At 72.6% G+C, this 16,010-nt stretch carries 13 protein-coding genes and 1 pseudogene; 4 read left to right on the top strand and 10 right to left on the bottom strand.

Annotated elements, in window-relative coordinates:
- Window positions 1-76 precede the first annotated feature (76 nt).
- The 6 genes and pseudogenes from IF20_RS24880 to IF20_RS24855 form a co-directional block, all read right to left on the bottom strand.
- On the bottom strand, window positions 77-847 hold the full coding sequence (locus tag IF20_RS24880) for a polysaccharide deacetylase family protein (RefSeq protein ID WP_052867627.1): 771 nt from the start codon (window positions 845-847) through the stop codon (window positions 77-79).
- Window positions 848-1,185: 338 nt separating this feature from the next.
- Window positions 1,186-2,157 (bottom strand): annotated as a pseudogene (locus IF20_RS24875) (glycosyltransferase family 2 protein); the annotation flags it as partial.
- Window positions 2,154-2,975, bottom strand: a complete 822-nt coding sequence (locus tag IF20_RS24870; protein ID WP_052867518.1) for a glycosyltransferase family 2 protein — start codon at window positions 2,973-2,975, stop codon at window positions 2,154-2,156. The gene IF20_RS24870 and the pseudogene IF20_RS24875, both read right to left, overlap by 4 nt.
- 314 nt (window positions 2,976-3,289) lie before the next feature.
- The gene (locus IF20_RS24865) at window positions 3,290-4,432 is read right to left on the bottom strand and encodes a GNAT family N-acetyltransferase (protein ID WP_052867517.1); all 1,143 of its coding nucleotides are present in this window, start codon (window positions 4,430-4,432) and stop codon (window positions 3,290-3,292) included.
- A 2-nt stretch (window positions 4,433-4,434) separates the two neighbouring features.
- Complete coding sequence (locus tag IF20_RS24860) at window positions 4,435-4,848, bottom strand: hypothetical protein (protein ID WP_052867516.1); 414 nt, start codon at window positions 4,846-4,848, stop codon at window positions 4,435-4,437.
- A 237-nt stretch (window positions 4,849-5,085) separates the two neighbouring features.
- The gene (locus IF20_RS24855; protein ID WP_052867515.1) at window positions 5,086-6,321 is read right to left on the bottom strand and encodes a S8 family peptidase; all 1,236 of its coding nucleotides are present in this window, start codon (window positions 6,319-6,321) and stop codon (window positions 5,086-5,088) included.
- A gap of 301 nt (window positions 6,322-6,622) precedes the next feature.
- On the opposite strand from IF20_RS24855, the gene IF20_RS24850 reads away from it, so the two are divergent.
- The gene (locus IF20_RS24850; protein WP_052867514.1) at window positions 6,623-7,429 is read left to right on the top strand and encodes an SGNH/GDSL hydrolase family protein; all 807 of its coding nucleotides are present in this window, start codon (window positions 6,623-6,625) and stop codon (window positions 7,427-7,429) included.
- A gap of 3 nt (window positions 7,430-7,432) precedes the next feature.
- Here IF20_RS24850 and IF20_RS24845 read toward each other — a convergent pair whose 3' ends face one another.
- A complete protein-coding gene (locus tag IF20_RS24845) occupies window positions 7,433-9,385 on the bottom strand; it encodes a serine/threonine-protein kinase (RefSeq protein WP_110944515.1) in 1,953 nt (650 codons plus the stop codon).
- 345 nt (window positions 9,386-9,730) lie between these two features.
- Here IF20_RS24845 and IF20_RS24840 point away from each other — a divergent pair, with 345 nt between their 5' ends.
- Window positions 9,731-9,991 carry a hypothetical protein gene (locus IF20_RS24840; protein ID WP_052867513.1) on the top strand — a complete coding sequence of 87 codons (261 nt, stop codon included), beginning with the start codon at window positions 9,731-9,733 and terminating at the stop codon, window positions 9,989-9,991.
- 194 nt (window positions 9,992-10,185) lie between these two features.
- Here IF20_RS24840 and IF20_RS24835 read toward each other — a convergent pair whose 3' ends face one another.
- The 3 genes from IF20_RS24835 to hmgA form a co-directional block, all read right to left on the bottom strand.
- Window positions 10,186-11,394 (bottom strand): type ISP restriction/modification enzyme, encoded by a 1,209-nt coding sequence (locus tag IF20_RS24835; protein ID WP_052867512.1) that lies wholly within the window; start codon window positions 11,392-11,394, stop codon window positions 10,186-10,188.
- Between the two features lie 116 nt (window positions 11,395-11,510).
- Window positions 11,511-12,260: a GntR family transcriptional regulator gene (locus IF20_RS24830; protein ID WP_052867511.1), complete on the bottom strand. Its 750-nt coding sequence runs from the start codon at window positions 12,258-12,260 to the stop codon at window positions 11,511-11,513.
- 19 nt (window positions 12,261-12,279) lie between these two features.
- Window positions 12,280-13,614: a homogentisate 1,2-dioxygenase gene (hmgA, locus tag IF20_RS24825; protein ID WP_052867510.1), complete on the bottom strand. Its 1,335-nt coding sequence runs from the start codon at window positions 13,612-13,614 to the stop codon at window positions 12,280-12,282.
- A gap of 137 nt (window positions 13,615-13,751) precedes the next feature.
- On the opposite strand from hmgA, the gene IF20_RS24820 reads away from it, so the two are divergent.
- Together IF20_RS24820 and IF20_RS24815 are read left to right on the top strand one after the other, a co-directional pair.
- Complete coding sequence (locus IF20_RS24820) at window positions 13,752-14,357, top strand: TetR/AcrR family transcriptional regulator (protein ID WP_110944514.1); 606 nt, start codon at window positions 13,752-13,754, stop codon at window positions 14,355-14,357.
- Window positions 14,358-14,531: 174 nt separating this feature from the next.
- Complete coding sequence (locus IF20_RS24815; RefSeq protein WP_052867508.1) at window positions 14,532-15,974, top strand: CitMHS family transporter; 1,443 nt, start codon at window positions 14,532-14,534, stop codon at window positions 15,972-15,974.
- The last annotated feature ends 36 nt before the right edge of the window (window positions 15,975-16,010 follow it).

Here is a 16,010-nt window from a genome sequence, read left to right as displayed (position 1 = left end):
CGGGTTCCCTTTCCTGAGGCCCGGCTGCGGTGCCGCCGGGCCCCACTGGCGGCTTTCATCGGCGCTGCGCGCGGGGTCAGTCCCCCGGAGCGCAGCGCCTGATCGCCTGGCGCGATCTGCGGAGCACGGCGTAACCCTTGGTCAGCGCACGGCCCATGGCGAAGGCGCGGCCGAGGCCCTCCCCGGCGACGATCCGCCGGAACTCCGGCAGTTCCGTACTGCGCCGTACGGTCAGCCGGCGCAGCGCGTACGGGCCCTGCCGGTAGCCGGCCAGGTCGTTGCCGACGGCCAGCGACTGCCGGAAGCCGGCGGCGCGCACCGTCCGCCGCACCCGGCGGTCGGAGTAGCCGTACGGGTAGGCGAAGGACACCGGGGCCGCGCCCAACTGCTCGGCCACGATCGCCTTGCAGCGCAGCACTTCGGACCAGAGCCGCTCGTCGGCGAGCTGGTCCAGCTGCGGGTGGGTGTGGCTGTGGCCGCCGATCTCCACGCCGGCGGCGGCCAGTTCCCGTACCTGATCCCAGCCGAGCATGGTGTCCAGCGCGCCGCCGGTGTCGTACGGGCCGGGCAGCCAGCCGGTCGACACGAACAGGGTGGCCGGGAAGGCGTACTTGGCCAGGACGGGCAGGGCGTAGCGGTGCACGCCCTCGTAGCCGTCGTCGAAGGTGATCAGGACGGGGCGGTCGGGCAGCGGGGCGCCGTCCCGCCAGGCCGCCGCCAGTTCCGCGGTGGTCAGCGGGTGGTACCCCGCGTCGTGCAGGACCGCCATCTGGTCGGCGAACGCGCCGGGCGCGACGGACAGGCCGTGCGTCGCGGGGGCCGGCTTGTGGGCCACCGCGTGGTACATGAGGATCGGCACGGGGGCCGGCGGGAAGGCGGCGGTGATCACGCGACCGCCCCCTCGCCGCCGTGCAGCACGTCCTTGCCGTGCAGCACCGTCTCGCCGGGCAGGACGCCGTCGCCGCGCACCGGCTTCTCGGTCCGCACGGCCAGCCGTACGGGCTCCGCCGGGGGACGGTCGGCGACCACCGGTGCCACCGCGGGGCCGTGGGCGTCCATCGGCCTCACGGGTTCCACCGGCCCCACTGGTTCCACCACGGATCGGTCGGTGGCCAGGGCCGCCACGGGGGCCGCTTCCGGCGGCGGGGACGGGAGGTCCCGCGTACCGTCCGGTACGGCCGTCGGGCCCGGCACCGCGGCGATCACGAACGAGCCGCCCGAGCGGCGGGTACGGGCCGTGCCGACCAGGTAGCCGCCGGCCGCCGCCGCCACGCCCGCCACGATCGCGCCCGCCCGGCCCGCGCCGCCCGGCCTGCGCAGCAGCGCGTCCCGCAGGCCGCGCGCCACCCCCGCCGGCAGGACGCGGGTGGTGTAGCGGCGCTCCGTGGCCAGCCCTTCCTGCGCGCCGACGCTCCGCGCGACCAGGGCCTTGGACAGGCCTTCGGCGTAGGCGCGGGTGCGGAAGTAGGCGAAGCGCTCGCGTCCGGCCGGCACCCGGTGGTGGATCACCGAACGGTCGTCGATGAGCAGCACGGCCTCCGGGCAGGCGCGGGTGAGCCGGATGCACATCTCGGTCTCCTCGCAGCCCAGCGGCCGTTTGTCGCCGTCCCGGCCGATGCCGGTGGCGAAGCCGCCGGCGATCTCGAACGCCTCCCGGCGGAACGAGGCGTTGCCGCCGAGGACGTTGCGTACCCGGGTGCGGCCCGGCGGCAGGCCCTGGTAGGTGCAGCCGACGACCCAGTCGAACTCCCGGGGGAACCAGTCGGGGCGGCGTCCGGAGGCCCAGATCGGCTCGGTGCGGCCGCCGATGGCCATCACCTCCGGGTCGGCGTAGCCCTCGGCGAAGTGCAGCAGCCATTCGCGCTCGGCGACCGCGTCGTCGTCGAGGAAGGCGATGACCTCGCCGGTGGACTCCGCGACGCCGGTGTTGCGGCCCGCCGAGAGACCTCTCGGCCCGGCGTTGGGCAGCACGCTGATGTCGGTGGCCCCGGCGAACTGCGTGCGCAGCCGGGTGAGCAGGGCCGGATTGTGGTCGACGACGAGCAGGATCTCGTGTGCCGGGTGCAGCTGGTCACGCACCGAGGCCGCCGCGGCGAGAATGTCGCCCCAGCGGTCCTCGGTGTATACGCAGATCACCACGGAGATGCGGATGCTCAAGACACCTCTCCCGTGATCATCGCGGGGCGCACCGCGCGCTTGCGGGTGCCGCGTTCGCGCAGGATGACCTTCAGGACGCGGATGCCGTCGCGGACGGCGCGCAGGTTGCTGACGCCGTGGATGCGGTTGTACTCGTGGCTGGGGATCTCCTGGACGCGTAACCCGGCCTTGACGACGCGGATGTTCATCAGCGTCTCGACCTCGAAGCCCGCGCAGTCCAGCGCGATCTCGTCCAGGCAGTGCCGCCAGAAGGCGTTGTAGCCGTAGCACAGGTCGGTGTAGCGGGCGCCGAACTTGGTGTTGACCAGGGTGGTCAGCACGCGGTTGCCGAGCTTGCGGATCGGCGTCATGTCGTCGGTGCCGCCGCCGTTGGCGAAGCGGGAGCCCTTGGCGAAGTCGGCGCCGCCGACCAGCGCCGAGACGTAGGAGACGATCTCGCCGCCGTCGGCCGAGCCGTCCGCGTCGATCATGACGATGATCTCGCCGGTGCACGCCGCGAAGCCGCTGATGAGGGCATCCCCCTTGCCCTTGCCGCGCTGCTTGACGACCGTGACGTCCGGGCGCAGGTCCCGCGCGACCTGCACCGTGTCGTCGGTGGAATTCCCGTCCACCAGGACCACTTCGTGGATCCAGTCCGGCAGTGTCTTGAATACGTACGGGAGATTTTCCGCCTCATTCATCGCCGGAATGACGACGCTGACCGGCGGGGCTATCGCCAGGTGCGAGGAAACGGGGCGGTACTGCGCCTGGGCGGGTATCCGCGCGGCGGCAGTTTTCGTATTCGGCTCCGTTTTCGCAGGGCGAAGGAACGAGCTCATGAGTCTTTTTCCCTCTCGTCCGGTGGACCGCCCACCCCCGGGCGGCCCGGATGTGTATCCGGTTCGAAAAGGGGGTTCACGCCCTGCTCGGCACGGCATGGAACACCGGACGAACAGCGCGAGCTGGCATGCGTGTTTCCGCGGCTCGTGACCCGACGCCGGCATGCGGATCGGGCACGGCACCCCCCTACCGCGCCCCGCCCCGGGTCTCGTCGCGGCTTCTGAGCCCTCCCCTGGAGCCGCTGCGTGACGATCCGGTGCGGATGGATTGTACGACGGTATTGACGAATGACACTCTATGGCAAGAGTTGGAACTACAAATCCCTTTTTGCCTTTCCGATAGAAATGGAGCGGACCGCTCCGTGGTTTCCGGTACGGATTCGGCCCATCCGTTTGAGAAATCGATCGGCCGGCTCGAAGAATTCCGGCCGAGTTACCACGGTGTTCCGTAGCGCTTTCACCGGGGCGCGCCGCGCACGATGTCCGAACGCCACCGGATGGCGCCGGGTCACCCACCCTTCCGACACCTGAATGTCCCGTGTCTTGAAGGAGTCCTTGTATTCCTTCTCACCCCGCCCGAGGTCCAGATGGTCCATGGCGTCGGCGGCGGCCCCCTCGGCCATCCGCAGATGCAGGATCAGTCCCGGCGAGAACTTCGCGTACGTCGGGTCGTAGGCGGGGAACCAGCACGCCAGGATCCGCTCGGACCGCAGACCGAAGTGCGCGGCGACCGGCCGTCCGCCCGCGTACAGGACCGACAGCACGCCCGCGAACGAGTCGGTGCGGGTGTGGAAGAGCTGCTCCACGAGGTGCGTGATCCATGGCCGGGCGAAGCGGTCGCTGCGTCCCGTTCTTCGGTACTGCGCCGATTTCCAGTCGATCAGCAGCTGCAGGACGGCCGGATCCCGCTCGTCGTGGACGTACCGCACCTCGCCCACGTCCCGCCCGAGCTTGCGCTCCTTGGCGAGGGTGGTGCGGGTGAACTTCGGCGACTGCTTGCGGAGCCGGGCGAGGTACGCCTCGAAGCCCTGGTCCACGTCGATCACCGGGGACGGGAAGGGCTGCAGCGGGTGCTCCTCGAAGGGCTTCTGGCCCTCCACCAGATGGTCGAACTCCAGCACCGCGAGCCCGCAGGCGTGCAGCAGCTCGCGCGAGTCCCACTGGAAGCCGGGCCGGTGCACCAGCCCCTGGGCGTCCGACACCCCCAGGCCGATCGCCCGCCCCACGCCCAGCGCCGTCCGCTGGAAGGGCAGGAACGCGGCCGGCTCGCCGTCCTCCCTGATCACCGCGATCCGCACGCCCCGGCGGCAGCGGCCCACCGCGAGCGCGAACTCCGGTGCGAGGAATGGATTCGCCAGCTCCGGCGTGCCCAAAAGATGCGCCTGTGACTGCACGGCGGCCCACGCCGCCCGGTCGGCGCCGCTCAGTTCGCCGGGGCGGTACACGCTGATGTCCACGGTCAGTCCGTCCGAGCATCTGGCGCGGACGCCCCGCGGCGCCGCACGCTCGCCAGCAGGAAGATGGTGCCGCTGATCACCGCGACGGCGAGGACCCCGCCGCGCGCCGACCAGATGTGCAGCGCCAGCATGGCCTGGGCGACCAGCAGGTCGACGGCGAAGGCCCCGGCGCCCGCGACCACCGTGCGGCTGAGCGGGTCCAGACGCCCCAGGGCGGCGGCGATGGCGGCTGCGGGCGCGGCGAGCAGGAAGAAGAGCGCGAACGGTGTGCGCAGCGGCGAGGCGAGGTCCGCGAGCGCCAGCACGGCACCCACGCCGCCCACCGCGACGGCCGCACCCGCGAGCAGCGGTGTGGCTTCCCCTCGTGCCGGTCTGCTGCCGGTGGATCTGTTGCTGTTGATGGTCTTGGTCTGCATTGGCAGCTTTGCCCCCCATAAAGCGGCCTGATGCTCATAAGCACCCGATGCCGGGCTTCAATGTGGCGCGCCTGCCGGGTGCGCGTCAAGGAGCAGAGGAGACGTGAACGAGCCACGCCCGGCGCATGGTTCGCGGCGGGCGCGGCTCCTTCCCGATCCGTGGTACAAGGCCTCGAACCGTCTGTTCCGGTTGTGTCGGAAGCGTGGTGGACGGCGGGCCGCTGACGGTCCCGGAGGTTACGGAACGATCTTCAGGAGCTTGTTCGGCGAGCCGCTGCCCGCACCGGTCACGACGCCGGACGTGGCACCGGCCACGAGCGCGCCGGACACGGCCGCGGGCGAGGCGGACGGGTGCCCGGCGAGGTAGACGGCGGCGGCGCCGGCCACGTGCGGGGTGGCCATCGACGTACCGGAGATGGTGTTGGTGGCGGTGTCGGAGGTCCGCCAGGCGCTGGTGATGGAACTGCCGGGCGCGAACAGGTCCAGGCGGGAGCCGTAGTTGGAGTAGCTCGCGCGGGCATCGGTGCTGGTGGTGGCGCCGACGGTGATCGCCTCGGGGACGCGGGCCGGGGAGGAGGTGTTCGCGTCCGCGTTGCTGTTGCCCGCGGCGATCGCGTACGTCACGCCGCTCGCGATGGAGTTCTGCACGGCGGTGTCCAGCGCGGTGCTGACGCCGCCGCCCAGCGACATGTTGGCCACCGACGGGCCGCTGTGGTTCTTCGTGACCCAGTCGATGCCCGCGACGACCTGCGCGGTCGTGCCGGACCCCGCGTTGTTGAGCACCCGCACCGCGACGATCTTCGCCTTCTTCGCGACGCCGTAGCTGCTGCCGGCCGCGGTGGCCGCCACGTGGGTGCCGTGGCCGTTGCCGTCCTGCGCGACGTTGTCGTTGTCGACGGCGTCGTAGCCGTTCACCGCGCGGCCACCGAAGTCCTGATGCGTGACGCGTACTCCGGTGTCGATGACGTAGACGGTGGTACCGCTGCCGGCGGTGTCGGGGTACGTGTAGCGCTGGTCCAGCGGCAGATTCGCCTGGTCGATGCGGTCCAGCCCCCACGACGGGGGGTTGGTCTGGGTGCCGGTGGCGTGCACCACGGTGTCCTGGAACACCTGGTCCACGGCCGGGTCGGCGGCCAGGCGTCTCGCCTCCGCCGCCGACAGGTGGGCCGCGTAGCCGTTGAGCGCCTTGGTGTAGGTGTGCGTGACGGTGCCGCCGTGCGCGGATATCAGGCGTCTGCCGTCGGCGGACGCGGCCTTGAGGCCCGCGTCCTTCTTGAGCGTGACGAGGTAGCTGCCGTGAACGGCGTTCTTCGCGCCGGCGCCGACGACCGTGCCTTCGGCGGGCGCCGCCTGGGCCGGGGCCACGACGGCGCCGAGGGTGACGGTGGCCGTCGCCGTGGTGAGCGCGAGGGCGCTGCGGAGCGTGGCCGGAATCCGGCCGAAAACCTTTGCGGTGGTACGCATCACTGCCATGCGAGGGGGTCCTCCTCATCGGTGCGCGTGGTGCGTGCGCTTGGGGGGTGGCACACGGATTCGTGTGCGAGGAGCGGTTCCTGAGGGTGCATCGGTCCGCTCGGACGACAGATTCCCCGAGAGGTACTCAAGGATTCAAGAGGACGTGGCCTGATGTCATATGCACGACATATGGCGGCAATCCACCGTCATGCATGACCAGTAATGCTCTACGCGAGTAGCAAAGTTGGCATGAACACTTCCATGGACGTGTCGGTACTGCTACCACGGTTGCGGCAGAGATCCTGCTATTGGAGGTTCCATGAGAGTTTCCAGACGAGCGGGTGTGGTGTCCGCTTTCTTCGCCGCAGCGTCCCTCGCGCTCCTCGGTGCCGCACCCGCTTCCTCCGCCCAACTCCCCGCCGCCACCAACTACGTGGCGCTCGGCGACTCCTACTCCTCCGGCCTCGGAGCAGGCAGCTACGACAGTGGCAGCGGCTCCTGCAAGCGCAGCAGCAAGGCGTACCCGGCCCTCTGGGCCGCCGCGAACTCACCCGCCTCGTTCACCTTCGCGGCTTGTTCGGGGGCCCGTACGGGTGATGTTCTCAACGGTCAACTGGGGGCGCTGAACTCCTCCACCGGCCTGGTGTCGATCACCATCGGCGGCAACGACGCCGGCTTCGCCGACACCATGACGACGTGCGTGCTCCAGTCCGAGAGCACCTGCCTCTCGCGCGTCCAGCAGGCCCGCACCTACATCGACAACACCCTCCCCGGCCAGCTCGACCAGGTCTACAACGCCATCTCGGCGAAGGCCTCCGCCGCCCGGGTGGTCGTCCTGGGCTACCCCCGCTTCTACCAGCTGAGCGGCAGCTGCATCGCCGGCCTCTCGGAGAAGGAGCGGGCCGCCATAAACGCCGCCGCCGACGCGATCAACGGCGTCACCGCCAAGCGCGCCGCCGACCACGGCTTCGCCTTCGGCGACGTCACCTCCACCTTCACCGGCCACGAGATCTGCTCGGGCAGCGCCTGGCTGCACAGCGTCACGTACCCCGTCGACGAGTCCTACCACCCGACCGCCACCGGACAGTCCAGCGGCTACCTGCCGGTCCTCCGCTCCGCCGCCTGACGCTCACCACCCCGCACCGGAACCCTCGCCGTACGAGGACGGGCCCTCGCCGTACGAAGGAGAGCCCTCGCCGTACGACGGGGGCTCCTCGCCGGACGGGGGCGAGACCGCACCGTCCGGCGGGGAACTCCCGCCGGACGAGCCCGAAGGAGAACCTTCATCGGAGGAGGGAGGGCTCTCGCTGTAAGAGGGGGAGCTCTCGCCGTACGTGGGGGAGGGGCCGGTGTCCGGTGGCGGCGACTCGTGGCCCGTGTCCGTGGGGCGCGGCTCCTCGTGCGGGGGGCCGGTGGCGGTGGAGCCGCCCGGCGTTCCCCGCTCGCACCGCACGGAGAAGGCGGCACGGTGGGAGGTGACCGTCCGCTCCCCCTTCTTCACCTCCAGCGCGACATGGCCCGCCCGGCTGCCCTCCGGACCGCGCGCCGTCTCCGTATGGCCGAGCGTCACCCGCTGCGCTCCGCGCCCGGGGAAGCGGACCGTGCGCCACGCCCTGGCGTGATCCCAGGTGCCGGTCTCGGTGCGCCAGCGGTAGGCCACCTCGGCCGGGCCCCGGTCGACCGTGATCGCCCCGGAGAACGCCGGCGCCGCGTAGCCGGGTGGCGGGCAGCGCCCCGTATAACTGCCGCGCACGGTCGAGACGACGACCCCGATCCGCGTCCCGGGCGGGGAGGTGTGCGCGCCGCCGCCCTGCCGCTCCCGGGAACCGTCCGGTGCGCCCTGGCCGGTCCGCCGTCCGGCGTCCTGTTCGTCCGGCCCGGTGCTCCACGACGCCGCGGGACCGTCAGGACCGTAGTGGCCGTCCCCGTGCGACAGCACCCACGCCGCCCCGCCGGCCGCCAGCGCGACGGCCAGCGCGGCCGCCGCCAGGGCCGGGACCGCGCGGCGGCGACGTGGCGCAGGCGGGAGCGGAGGCGCCGGGTGCGGTCCGTAGCTCCCCGGCGGAGGCGGTGTCCGAAGACCTCCGGCGGAGCCCCCACCGTCGCCGGAGCCCCCGCCGTCGGCGCCCGTGCCCGAGCCCGCCTCGCCGCCCCGGGGCGGGCCCGGCGCGGCGATCGTCGGGGAGTACGGGGGCGTCGGCGGGGCGGCCGTCACCGTGGTCTGCCGGGCGCCGCCCGCGACCGCGGCCAGCAGCTCCCCGGCCCCGGCCGCCGACAGCCGCTCTTTCGGATCCTTGCGCAGCAGCCCCGTCAGCACGGGCGCCAGCGGCCCCGCCAGGCGCGGGGGCGGCAACTCCTCGTCCACCACGGACCGCAGCGTGCCCAGCGGGGTGTCCCGGTGGAACGGCGAACGGCCCTCCACCGCGGCGTACAGGGTGACGCCCAGCGACCACAGGTCCGACTCCGGGCCCGGCGTCCGGCCGAGCGCCCGCTCCGGCGCGGTGAACTCCGGCGAGCCGATCAGCTCGCCGGTCAGGGTCAGCGCGGCGGAGCCCTCGACCGTGGCGATCCCGAAGTCGGTGAGCACCACCCGGCCGTCGTGCGCGAGCAGGACGTTGCCCGGCTTCACATCGCGGTGCAGCACGCCCGCCGCGTGCGCCACCCGCAGCGCGGCCAGCACCTCGGCGCCGACCGCGGCCACCCGCCGGGGCGGCAGCGGGCCGGTGGCCTCCAGCGTCTCGGCGAGCGAGCGGCCGCGGATCAGCTCCATCACGATCCACGGGCGGCCGTCGTGGCTGTCGCGGCCGTCGTGGCCGTCCTCGGTGACCACGTCGAAGACGGTCACGACGTTGCGGTGCGCGATCCGGGCGGCGGCCAGCGCCTCCCGCTCCAGCCGCGCGTACAGCAACCGCTCCTCGGGCGCGGGCAGTTCGCGGGGCGCCCGTACCTCCTTGACCGCGACCTCGCGGTGCAGCAGTTCGTCCCGCGCCCGCCAGACCACGCCCATGCCGCCGTGGCCCAGTTCGGCCAGCAGGCGGTAGCGGCCCGCCAGTTTCCGTCCGTTCCCCGTACCTGCGTCCATGGCACGAGCCCCCTCGACTCCGCAAATGGAGCGATGTGGGAAAAACGTACCTCTCCCGGGACCGGTTGCGGCCCCTTCGGCGGCAATCCGGGGACGGCCGGGGAGAGTCGGGGCGGCGGCGACGGTGACGCTCCGTCATGGGGGGCGCACGCTCGCGACCGCTGTGTGCTCCCGTACGCCCGCCGTCCCGGGTCGGAGTAGGTGCGGTGCGCTGACGTTCCGTATGGTGTTCGTCAACGCCCTTGTAGGGCAGGTGAATATGGATACCGGGCTGCGCGAAGGGCGTGCGGGAGAGATAGGGTTACCCTGCCCGGGCCGGGTGCCCTCGTACGGGTGGGGAGTGTCATGGAACAGATTGCAGTACGCAGCAGGCCGCGAGTGCCTGCCATCACATGCGGCGGTGCGTCCAGCGCCCGCCTGGACCGCCATCTCGCGGTGCTCGGCGGGCCCGCGATACCGCAGCGTGAGACCGAAGGTGCCACCTCGCTGATGCAGGAGATCACCAAGCGTGACCACGCGCGGACGCGGAAGAACCGCGGCGCACGGGTGTCGCTCTTCGCTCCGCTGCGCCGGCTGCGCCGGTCGCTCTTCGGCGGTCACGGCTGAGCCGAGCCGTGCCGAGCGGTGCTCCGGTGCGCCTCCTGCGCGCCCCGTCAGCTCCCCGCCGCTGATCCGGCCCCGCCGGTCACCGCACGGCCCGGCCGGCGCGCCACAGCGCCACAGACCTACGCGTCCGCCCCGTTCCCGGCGATCCCGGGGAGCGGGGCGGACGCGTTCGGCGTTCCCGGGGCCGCCGGCTGTCAGAGCAGCGCGAACTGACCCTCCGGGCCCTCCTCGTGGTGGTCCAGGACGGAGGCCGGGCGGCGGGTCGCGGCGGGGGCCGGCAGGACGTCCGCCGCGGTCAGCTCCCCGGCATCCAGCAGCGGGGCCGTGTCGAGCGCCGCGGCCAGCCGCTCCTGTTCGGCGCCGACTTCGCCGAGCAGGGCCAGCACGGTGATCAGCTCCAGCAGGTCGGTGGTCCACTCCTGGGGCCAGGCGGCGGGGCGTACCGCCTCCAGCGTGCCCGGCTCGACGGCGCCGGTGCGCCGCTCGCACCACTCCTCCAGTACCCGGACGCCGCCCGCGTGCGCGTCCCAGGCCGCGGCCGGTACGGGCGCGATGCGGCCCGCGCCGAGGCACAGCGCTTCCTCGGCCCGGTCGTAGGAGAGCGCGGTGGGGAGTCCGCGGGCGGGCAGCGCGGCCCGGACGTAGGGGCGCCGGCCGCCGGGCAGCCGGGGGCGTTCGCCGGTGCCCGCGCCCCGGGTGTGCAGCCGGATCAGCTCGCGCCCCAGCAGCACCGCGCGGGCCCACAGGTCGGGGTCGGTGGTGAGGGGGACGGCGAGGCCCTTGCCGTCGGGCCGCGCGGCGGCGGTCAGGTAGGCGAAGGCGTCCTCGGCGGTGACGAGCCGGCCGAGGCGGTCGGCGAGGTGGTCCAGGAGGCCGGGGGCGAGGTTCGGTTCCGCGCCGGCCGGGCGGCGGTAGAGGGGGCGGACGCGGGCCTGGCGGCCGACCGGCAGTACGGCCGAGACGGCGAGCGCCGGGCCGGGGTCCTGCGGGACGCGGGGCTGTTCGACGGCGAAGAGCTGGTGGTCGTCGGCGACCCGCCACAGTTCGGCGCGCGCCGCGTCGATGAGGCGGTGGTCGGGCAGCAGCCACTGCTGGTCGTAGGCGCCGTGCCGGACCCGTACGGGCTCCGGGCAGGGCGCCTCGCCGCGGACCAGCCGGGCCAGCCGGCCGGTGGCGGTGGCCTGGCCGGGCAGCTGGCCGACCGCGGTGTGCAGGGTGCGGGCCCGGGACGGGCGGAACAGCCGCTCACGGTCCGCCGGCTCCTCGGCTCGCAGCAGCGCGTCCCAGCGCGCCCGCAGCGACCCGGTGTCCGGGGCCATGATCCAGGCCCGGCCGAGCCGCGGCGCGGCGACGGACCACGGCATCAGGTCGGACAGCAGGGGCACGTCCTGCTTCGCCGTCACGCGGCAACCCTCCCGGACGGTTCGGATGACCCGGGCATCGTAACCACGCGCCCGGCACCGCGCGCCGGGCCGCCCGGAACGTCCGCCCTCCGGGCCGGCCCGCCCGGCCCGGTCCGTCAGTCCGCGTCCAGCGTGACCGTGAAGGAGAAGCGGTCGCCCCGGTAGTGGATGCGCGCGACGTCGACGACCCTGCCCGCCTCGTCGTAGGTGATGCCGGTGTAGTGCAGGATCGGGCTGAGCAGCGGGACGTCCAGCAGCCGGGCGGTCTCCGGCTCCGCGAGGCGTGCCTCGACGGTGTCGGTGATCCGGCTGATGGTCACGCCCACCGAGTCCCGGAGCACCTTGGTCATCGGGTGGCGCTCCAGCTCGGCGGGGTCGATGCGGGCCGCGAGGTCGGGGTGGACGTGGTTGACGGCGTGGTTGGTGGGCTCGCCGGTCTGCTCGTCGCTGCGCAGCCGGCGGTAGAAGCCGGCCCGGGTGAGGCCGGGGAAGTGCTCGGCCAGCTCCGGTGGGACCGGGCCCGTGCCGTGCTCCAGCACCGTGGTGACCATGCCGGACTGCTGGGCCACGATCGCGTCGACCGAGCCCAGCAGCCGGACCGGGGCGCCGCGCCGCGCGTCCGGCTCGATGAACGTGCCGCGCCTCCGGTGCCGGCTGATCAGCCCCTCGGTCTCCAGCTCCTTCAGCGCCTGCCGCATGGTCAGCACGCTCACCCCGTAGTGCGCGGCGAGCGCGTCCTCGGTGGGCAGCCGCAGGGGGGCGTCGGGGTGGCGGCCCAATATGGAGGCCCGCAGCGACTGCGAGACCTGGTACCACAGCGGCAGCTTGCGGTTCAGGGCGAGCGAGTCGGGCGCGAAGGTCGTCACGGCGTTGTCCCCACTGCGGCTATGAAGAGAAGTGGCGTTCCAGACCCTGCCACACGGTGTCGTAGCCGCTCTGCAGGTGGTCGGCGGTACGGGCCTGCTCCGTGAGCAGCACCGGCCAGCGGGTCTCGAACATGAACGCCAGCCCGTCGTCCACCTTCTGGGGCGTCAGCTCGGCGCTGCTCGCCTTGTCGAACGTGGCGCGGTCCGGGCCGTGCGCGGACATCATGTTGTGCAGCGAGCCGCCGCCCGGGACGAAGCCCCCCTTGCCGCCCGTCTTGGCGTCGTACGCGCCCTCGATGAGGCCCATGTACTCGCTCATGACGTTGCGGTGGAAGTAGGGCGGCCGGAAGGTGTCCTCGCCCACCAGCCAGCGGGGCGCGAAGACCACGAAGTCGACGCCCGCGAGGCCCGGGGTGTCGGACGGCGAGGTGAGCACCGTGAAGATCGACGGGTCCGGGTGGTCGTAGGAGATGGAGCCGATGACGTTGAAGCGGCGCAGGTCGTAGACGTACGGGGCGTAGTTGCCGTGCCAGGCGACGACGTCGAGCGGCGAGTGGTCATACGTCGCCGACCAGAGGTTGCCGCCGTACTTGTTGATCACCTCGTACTCGCCGTCCGCGTCCTCGTACGCGGCGACGGGGGCGAGGAAGTCCCGGGGGTTGGCGAGCCCGTTGGCGCCGATCGGGCCGAGGTCGGGGAGCTGGAAGGGGCGGCCGTAGTTCTCGCAGACGTAGCCGCGGGCCGACGCCGCCAGCGGCTCGACGCGGAAGCGCACGCCGCGCGGGATCAGCGCCACGTGCCCCGGCTCGGCGGCGAGCAGGCCGAACTCCGTGCGCAGCAGCAGCCCGCCGTGTTCGGGGACGATGAGCAGTTCGCCGTCGGCGCTGCTGAACACCCGCCGCTCCATGGGGGCGTTGGCGTGGTACAGGTGCACGGCCATGCCGGTGCGCTGCATCGCGTCGCCGTTGCCGCCGAGCGTCCACAGTCCGGCGACGAAGTCGGTGCCGGCCGGGGGCTCGGGGAGCGGGTCCCAGCGGAGCCGGTTGGGGTCCGGCTCGGTCGCGGTGAACGGGGCGCCCCGTACGCCGCCGTTGTCGGTCCGTACGAAGGGCGGGTGGGCGGCCGAGGGGCGGATGCGGTAGAGCCAGGAGCGGCGGTTGTGGGCGCGCGGCTCGGTGAACGCGGTGCCGCTCAGCTGCTCGGCGTACAGGCCGAGCGGGGCGCGCTGGGGGGAGTTGCGGCCGACGGGCAGGGCGCCGGGCACGGCCTCGGAGGAGTGTTCGTTGCCGAAGCCGGGGGAGTGGTTCAGCCCCTGCGCCGTCTTCCTCGCCTGCTCGCCGACCGTGCCTGTCATCGCGTGCTCCCGCCGCTCAGGGACAACCTCAGGGAATCCTGTGCAAGACAATAGGATTGGCGGCGGGGGCCGTCAACGGTGCGCCCGGAGGACGCGCCGCGGGGCACCGGAATCCGGCCGGCGTGCAGGATGGGTACGTGGATACCCCGTCCCTCCGCCGCGCCCCGGTCCAGCGCCGCAGCGCGGAGCGCCTGACCCGCATCCTCGACGCCTGTGCCGAAGTCCTCGACGAGCAGGGGTACGACGACCTGAGCACCCGCGCGGTGGCGGCCCGCGCCGAGGTGCCCATCGGCTCCGTCTACCGCTTCTTCCCCAACAAACGGGCGATGGCGGAGGCGCTGGCGCTGCGCAACCTCGACGGGTACGCGGACCGGGTCACCGCCGGGCTCGCGGCGGCCGGCGACCGGCTGGACTGGCGGTACGCCATGGACGTGGTGGTCGACGAGTACCTGGCGATGAAGCGGTCGGTGCCCGGCTTCGCGCTGGTGGAGTTCACGGTGCCCGCGCCGCGGGCCACCCGGGAGGCGAACCATCTGGTCGCGGACCGGCTGCTGGCGCTGCTGGCCGGGCCGCTCGGCCTGGATCCGGCGGAGCACCGGCTGCGGACCGCGTTCCTGGTGGGCGTGGAGGCGGCGGACGCGCTGGTGCAGCTGGCGTTCCGGGTCGCCCCGGAAGGCGACCCGGCGATCGTCGCGGAGACCAAGGAGCTGCTGCGGGCGTACCTCGGGCGGGTGCTGGACTGAGCCGCAGCCGGGTGACCGCTCGGCGCCCTCCGGGTGACGCCCCCGTATTGACCTGGGGTTTTGCTCGTATTGCTCGCGCGTCAAGGTCTTGTTAACAAAAGTTGGCCGCCCCTAACGTCGCCTCGACCGCCACCCCCCTGGCAGGTGTTCAAGGGCGAACGTGAGGTACCCCCAATGCTGACCATCCTCGGATTTGTCATGATTGCCACCTTCTTGGTGTTGATCATGATGAAGAAGATGTCGCCGATGGCGGCGCTCGTGCTCATCCCGGCGCTCTTCTGCGTCCTGGTGGGACAGGGCGCACAGCTCGGTGACTACGTCATCAAGGGCATCGGCGATCTGGCGCCGACCGCCGCGATGCTGATGTTCGCGATCATCTATTTCGGCGTGATGATCGACGTCGGGCTCTTCGACCCGATCGTGCGGGGCATCCTCAAGTTCTGCAAGGCCGACCCGGTCCGTATCGTCGTCGGCACGGCGCTGCTCGCCGCGATCGTCTCGCTCGACGGCGACGGCTCCACCACCTTCATGATCACCGTCTCGGCGCTCTACCCGCTCTACAAGCGCCTGAAGATGTCGCTCGTGGTGATGACCGGCGTCGCCGCCACCGCCAACGGCGTGATGAACACGCTGCCCTGGGGCGGCCCCACCGCCCGTGCCGCGACCGCGCTCAAGCTGGACGCCGGCGACATCTTCATCCCGATGATCCCCGCGCTGGCCACCGGCCTGGTCGCCGTCTTCGCCCTCGCCTACGTCCTGGGCCGCCGCGAGCGCAAGCGGCTCGGCACCCTCACCCTGGGCGAGCCCGGCAGCGCCGAGGCCGTGGCCACCGAGGAGGTCACCGAGAAGGAGACCGAGCAGGTCCTCATCGGCGCGGGTGCCGGCGGCAAGGGCTCCGGCACCGGCCGCCCGCTGCCCGCCGGTGGCCCCGCCGGGGCCACCGCCACCGGTCACGGCCCGGCCCCCGACGAGGAGTTCCAGGGCCTGGACCCGCGGCGCGCGACCCTGCGCCCCAAGCTGTACTGGTTCAACGCCGCCCTCACCGTCGCACTGCTCACCCTGCTGATCATGCAGGTGATGGACATCCCGGTGCTGTTCCTGCTCGGCGCGGCCATCGCGCTCACCGTCAACTTCCCGCACATGAAGGACCAGAAGGCGCGAATCGCCGCACACGCCGAGAACGTCCTGAACGTCTCCGGCATGGTCTTCGCCGCCGCCGTCTTCACCGGCGTGCTCACCGGCACCGGCATGGTCGAGCACATGGCCCGCTGGCTGGTCTCCAACGTCCCCGACGCGATGGGCCCGCACATGGGCCTGGTCACCGGCATCCTCAGCATCCCGCTGACCTACTTCATGTCCAACGACGGCTTCTACTTCGGCATCGTCCCGATCCTCGCCGAGGCCGGCGCCGCGCACGGCGTCTCCTCCCTGGAGATCGCCCGCGCCTCCCTCGTCGGCCAGGCCCTGCACATGTCCAGCCCGCTGGTCCCCGCCGTCTACGTCCTGGTCGGCATGGCCAAGGTCGAGTTCGCCGACCACACCAGGTTCACGGTGAAATGGGCCGCGCTCACCTCCCTGGTCGTGCTCGGCGCAGGCCTGCTGTACGGGATCATCTAGCCGACCGAACGGACCCGAACGGAAAGCCACCGACCC

It is taken from the genome of Streptomyces niger (assembly GCF_000718305.1).
In the GTDB taxonomy this organism is placed as follows: domain Bacteria; phylum Actinomycetota; class Actinomycetes; order Streptomycetales; family Streptomycetaceae; genus Streptomyces; species Streptomyces niger.
Note: the sequence above shows the minus strand (reverse complement) of the source record. Positions and strands in the feature narration are given on the sequence as shown.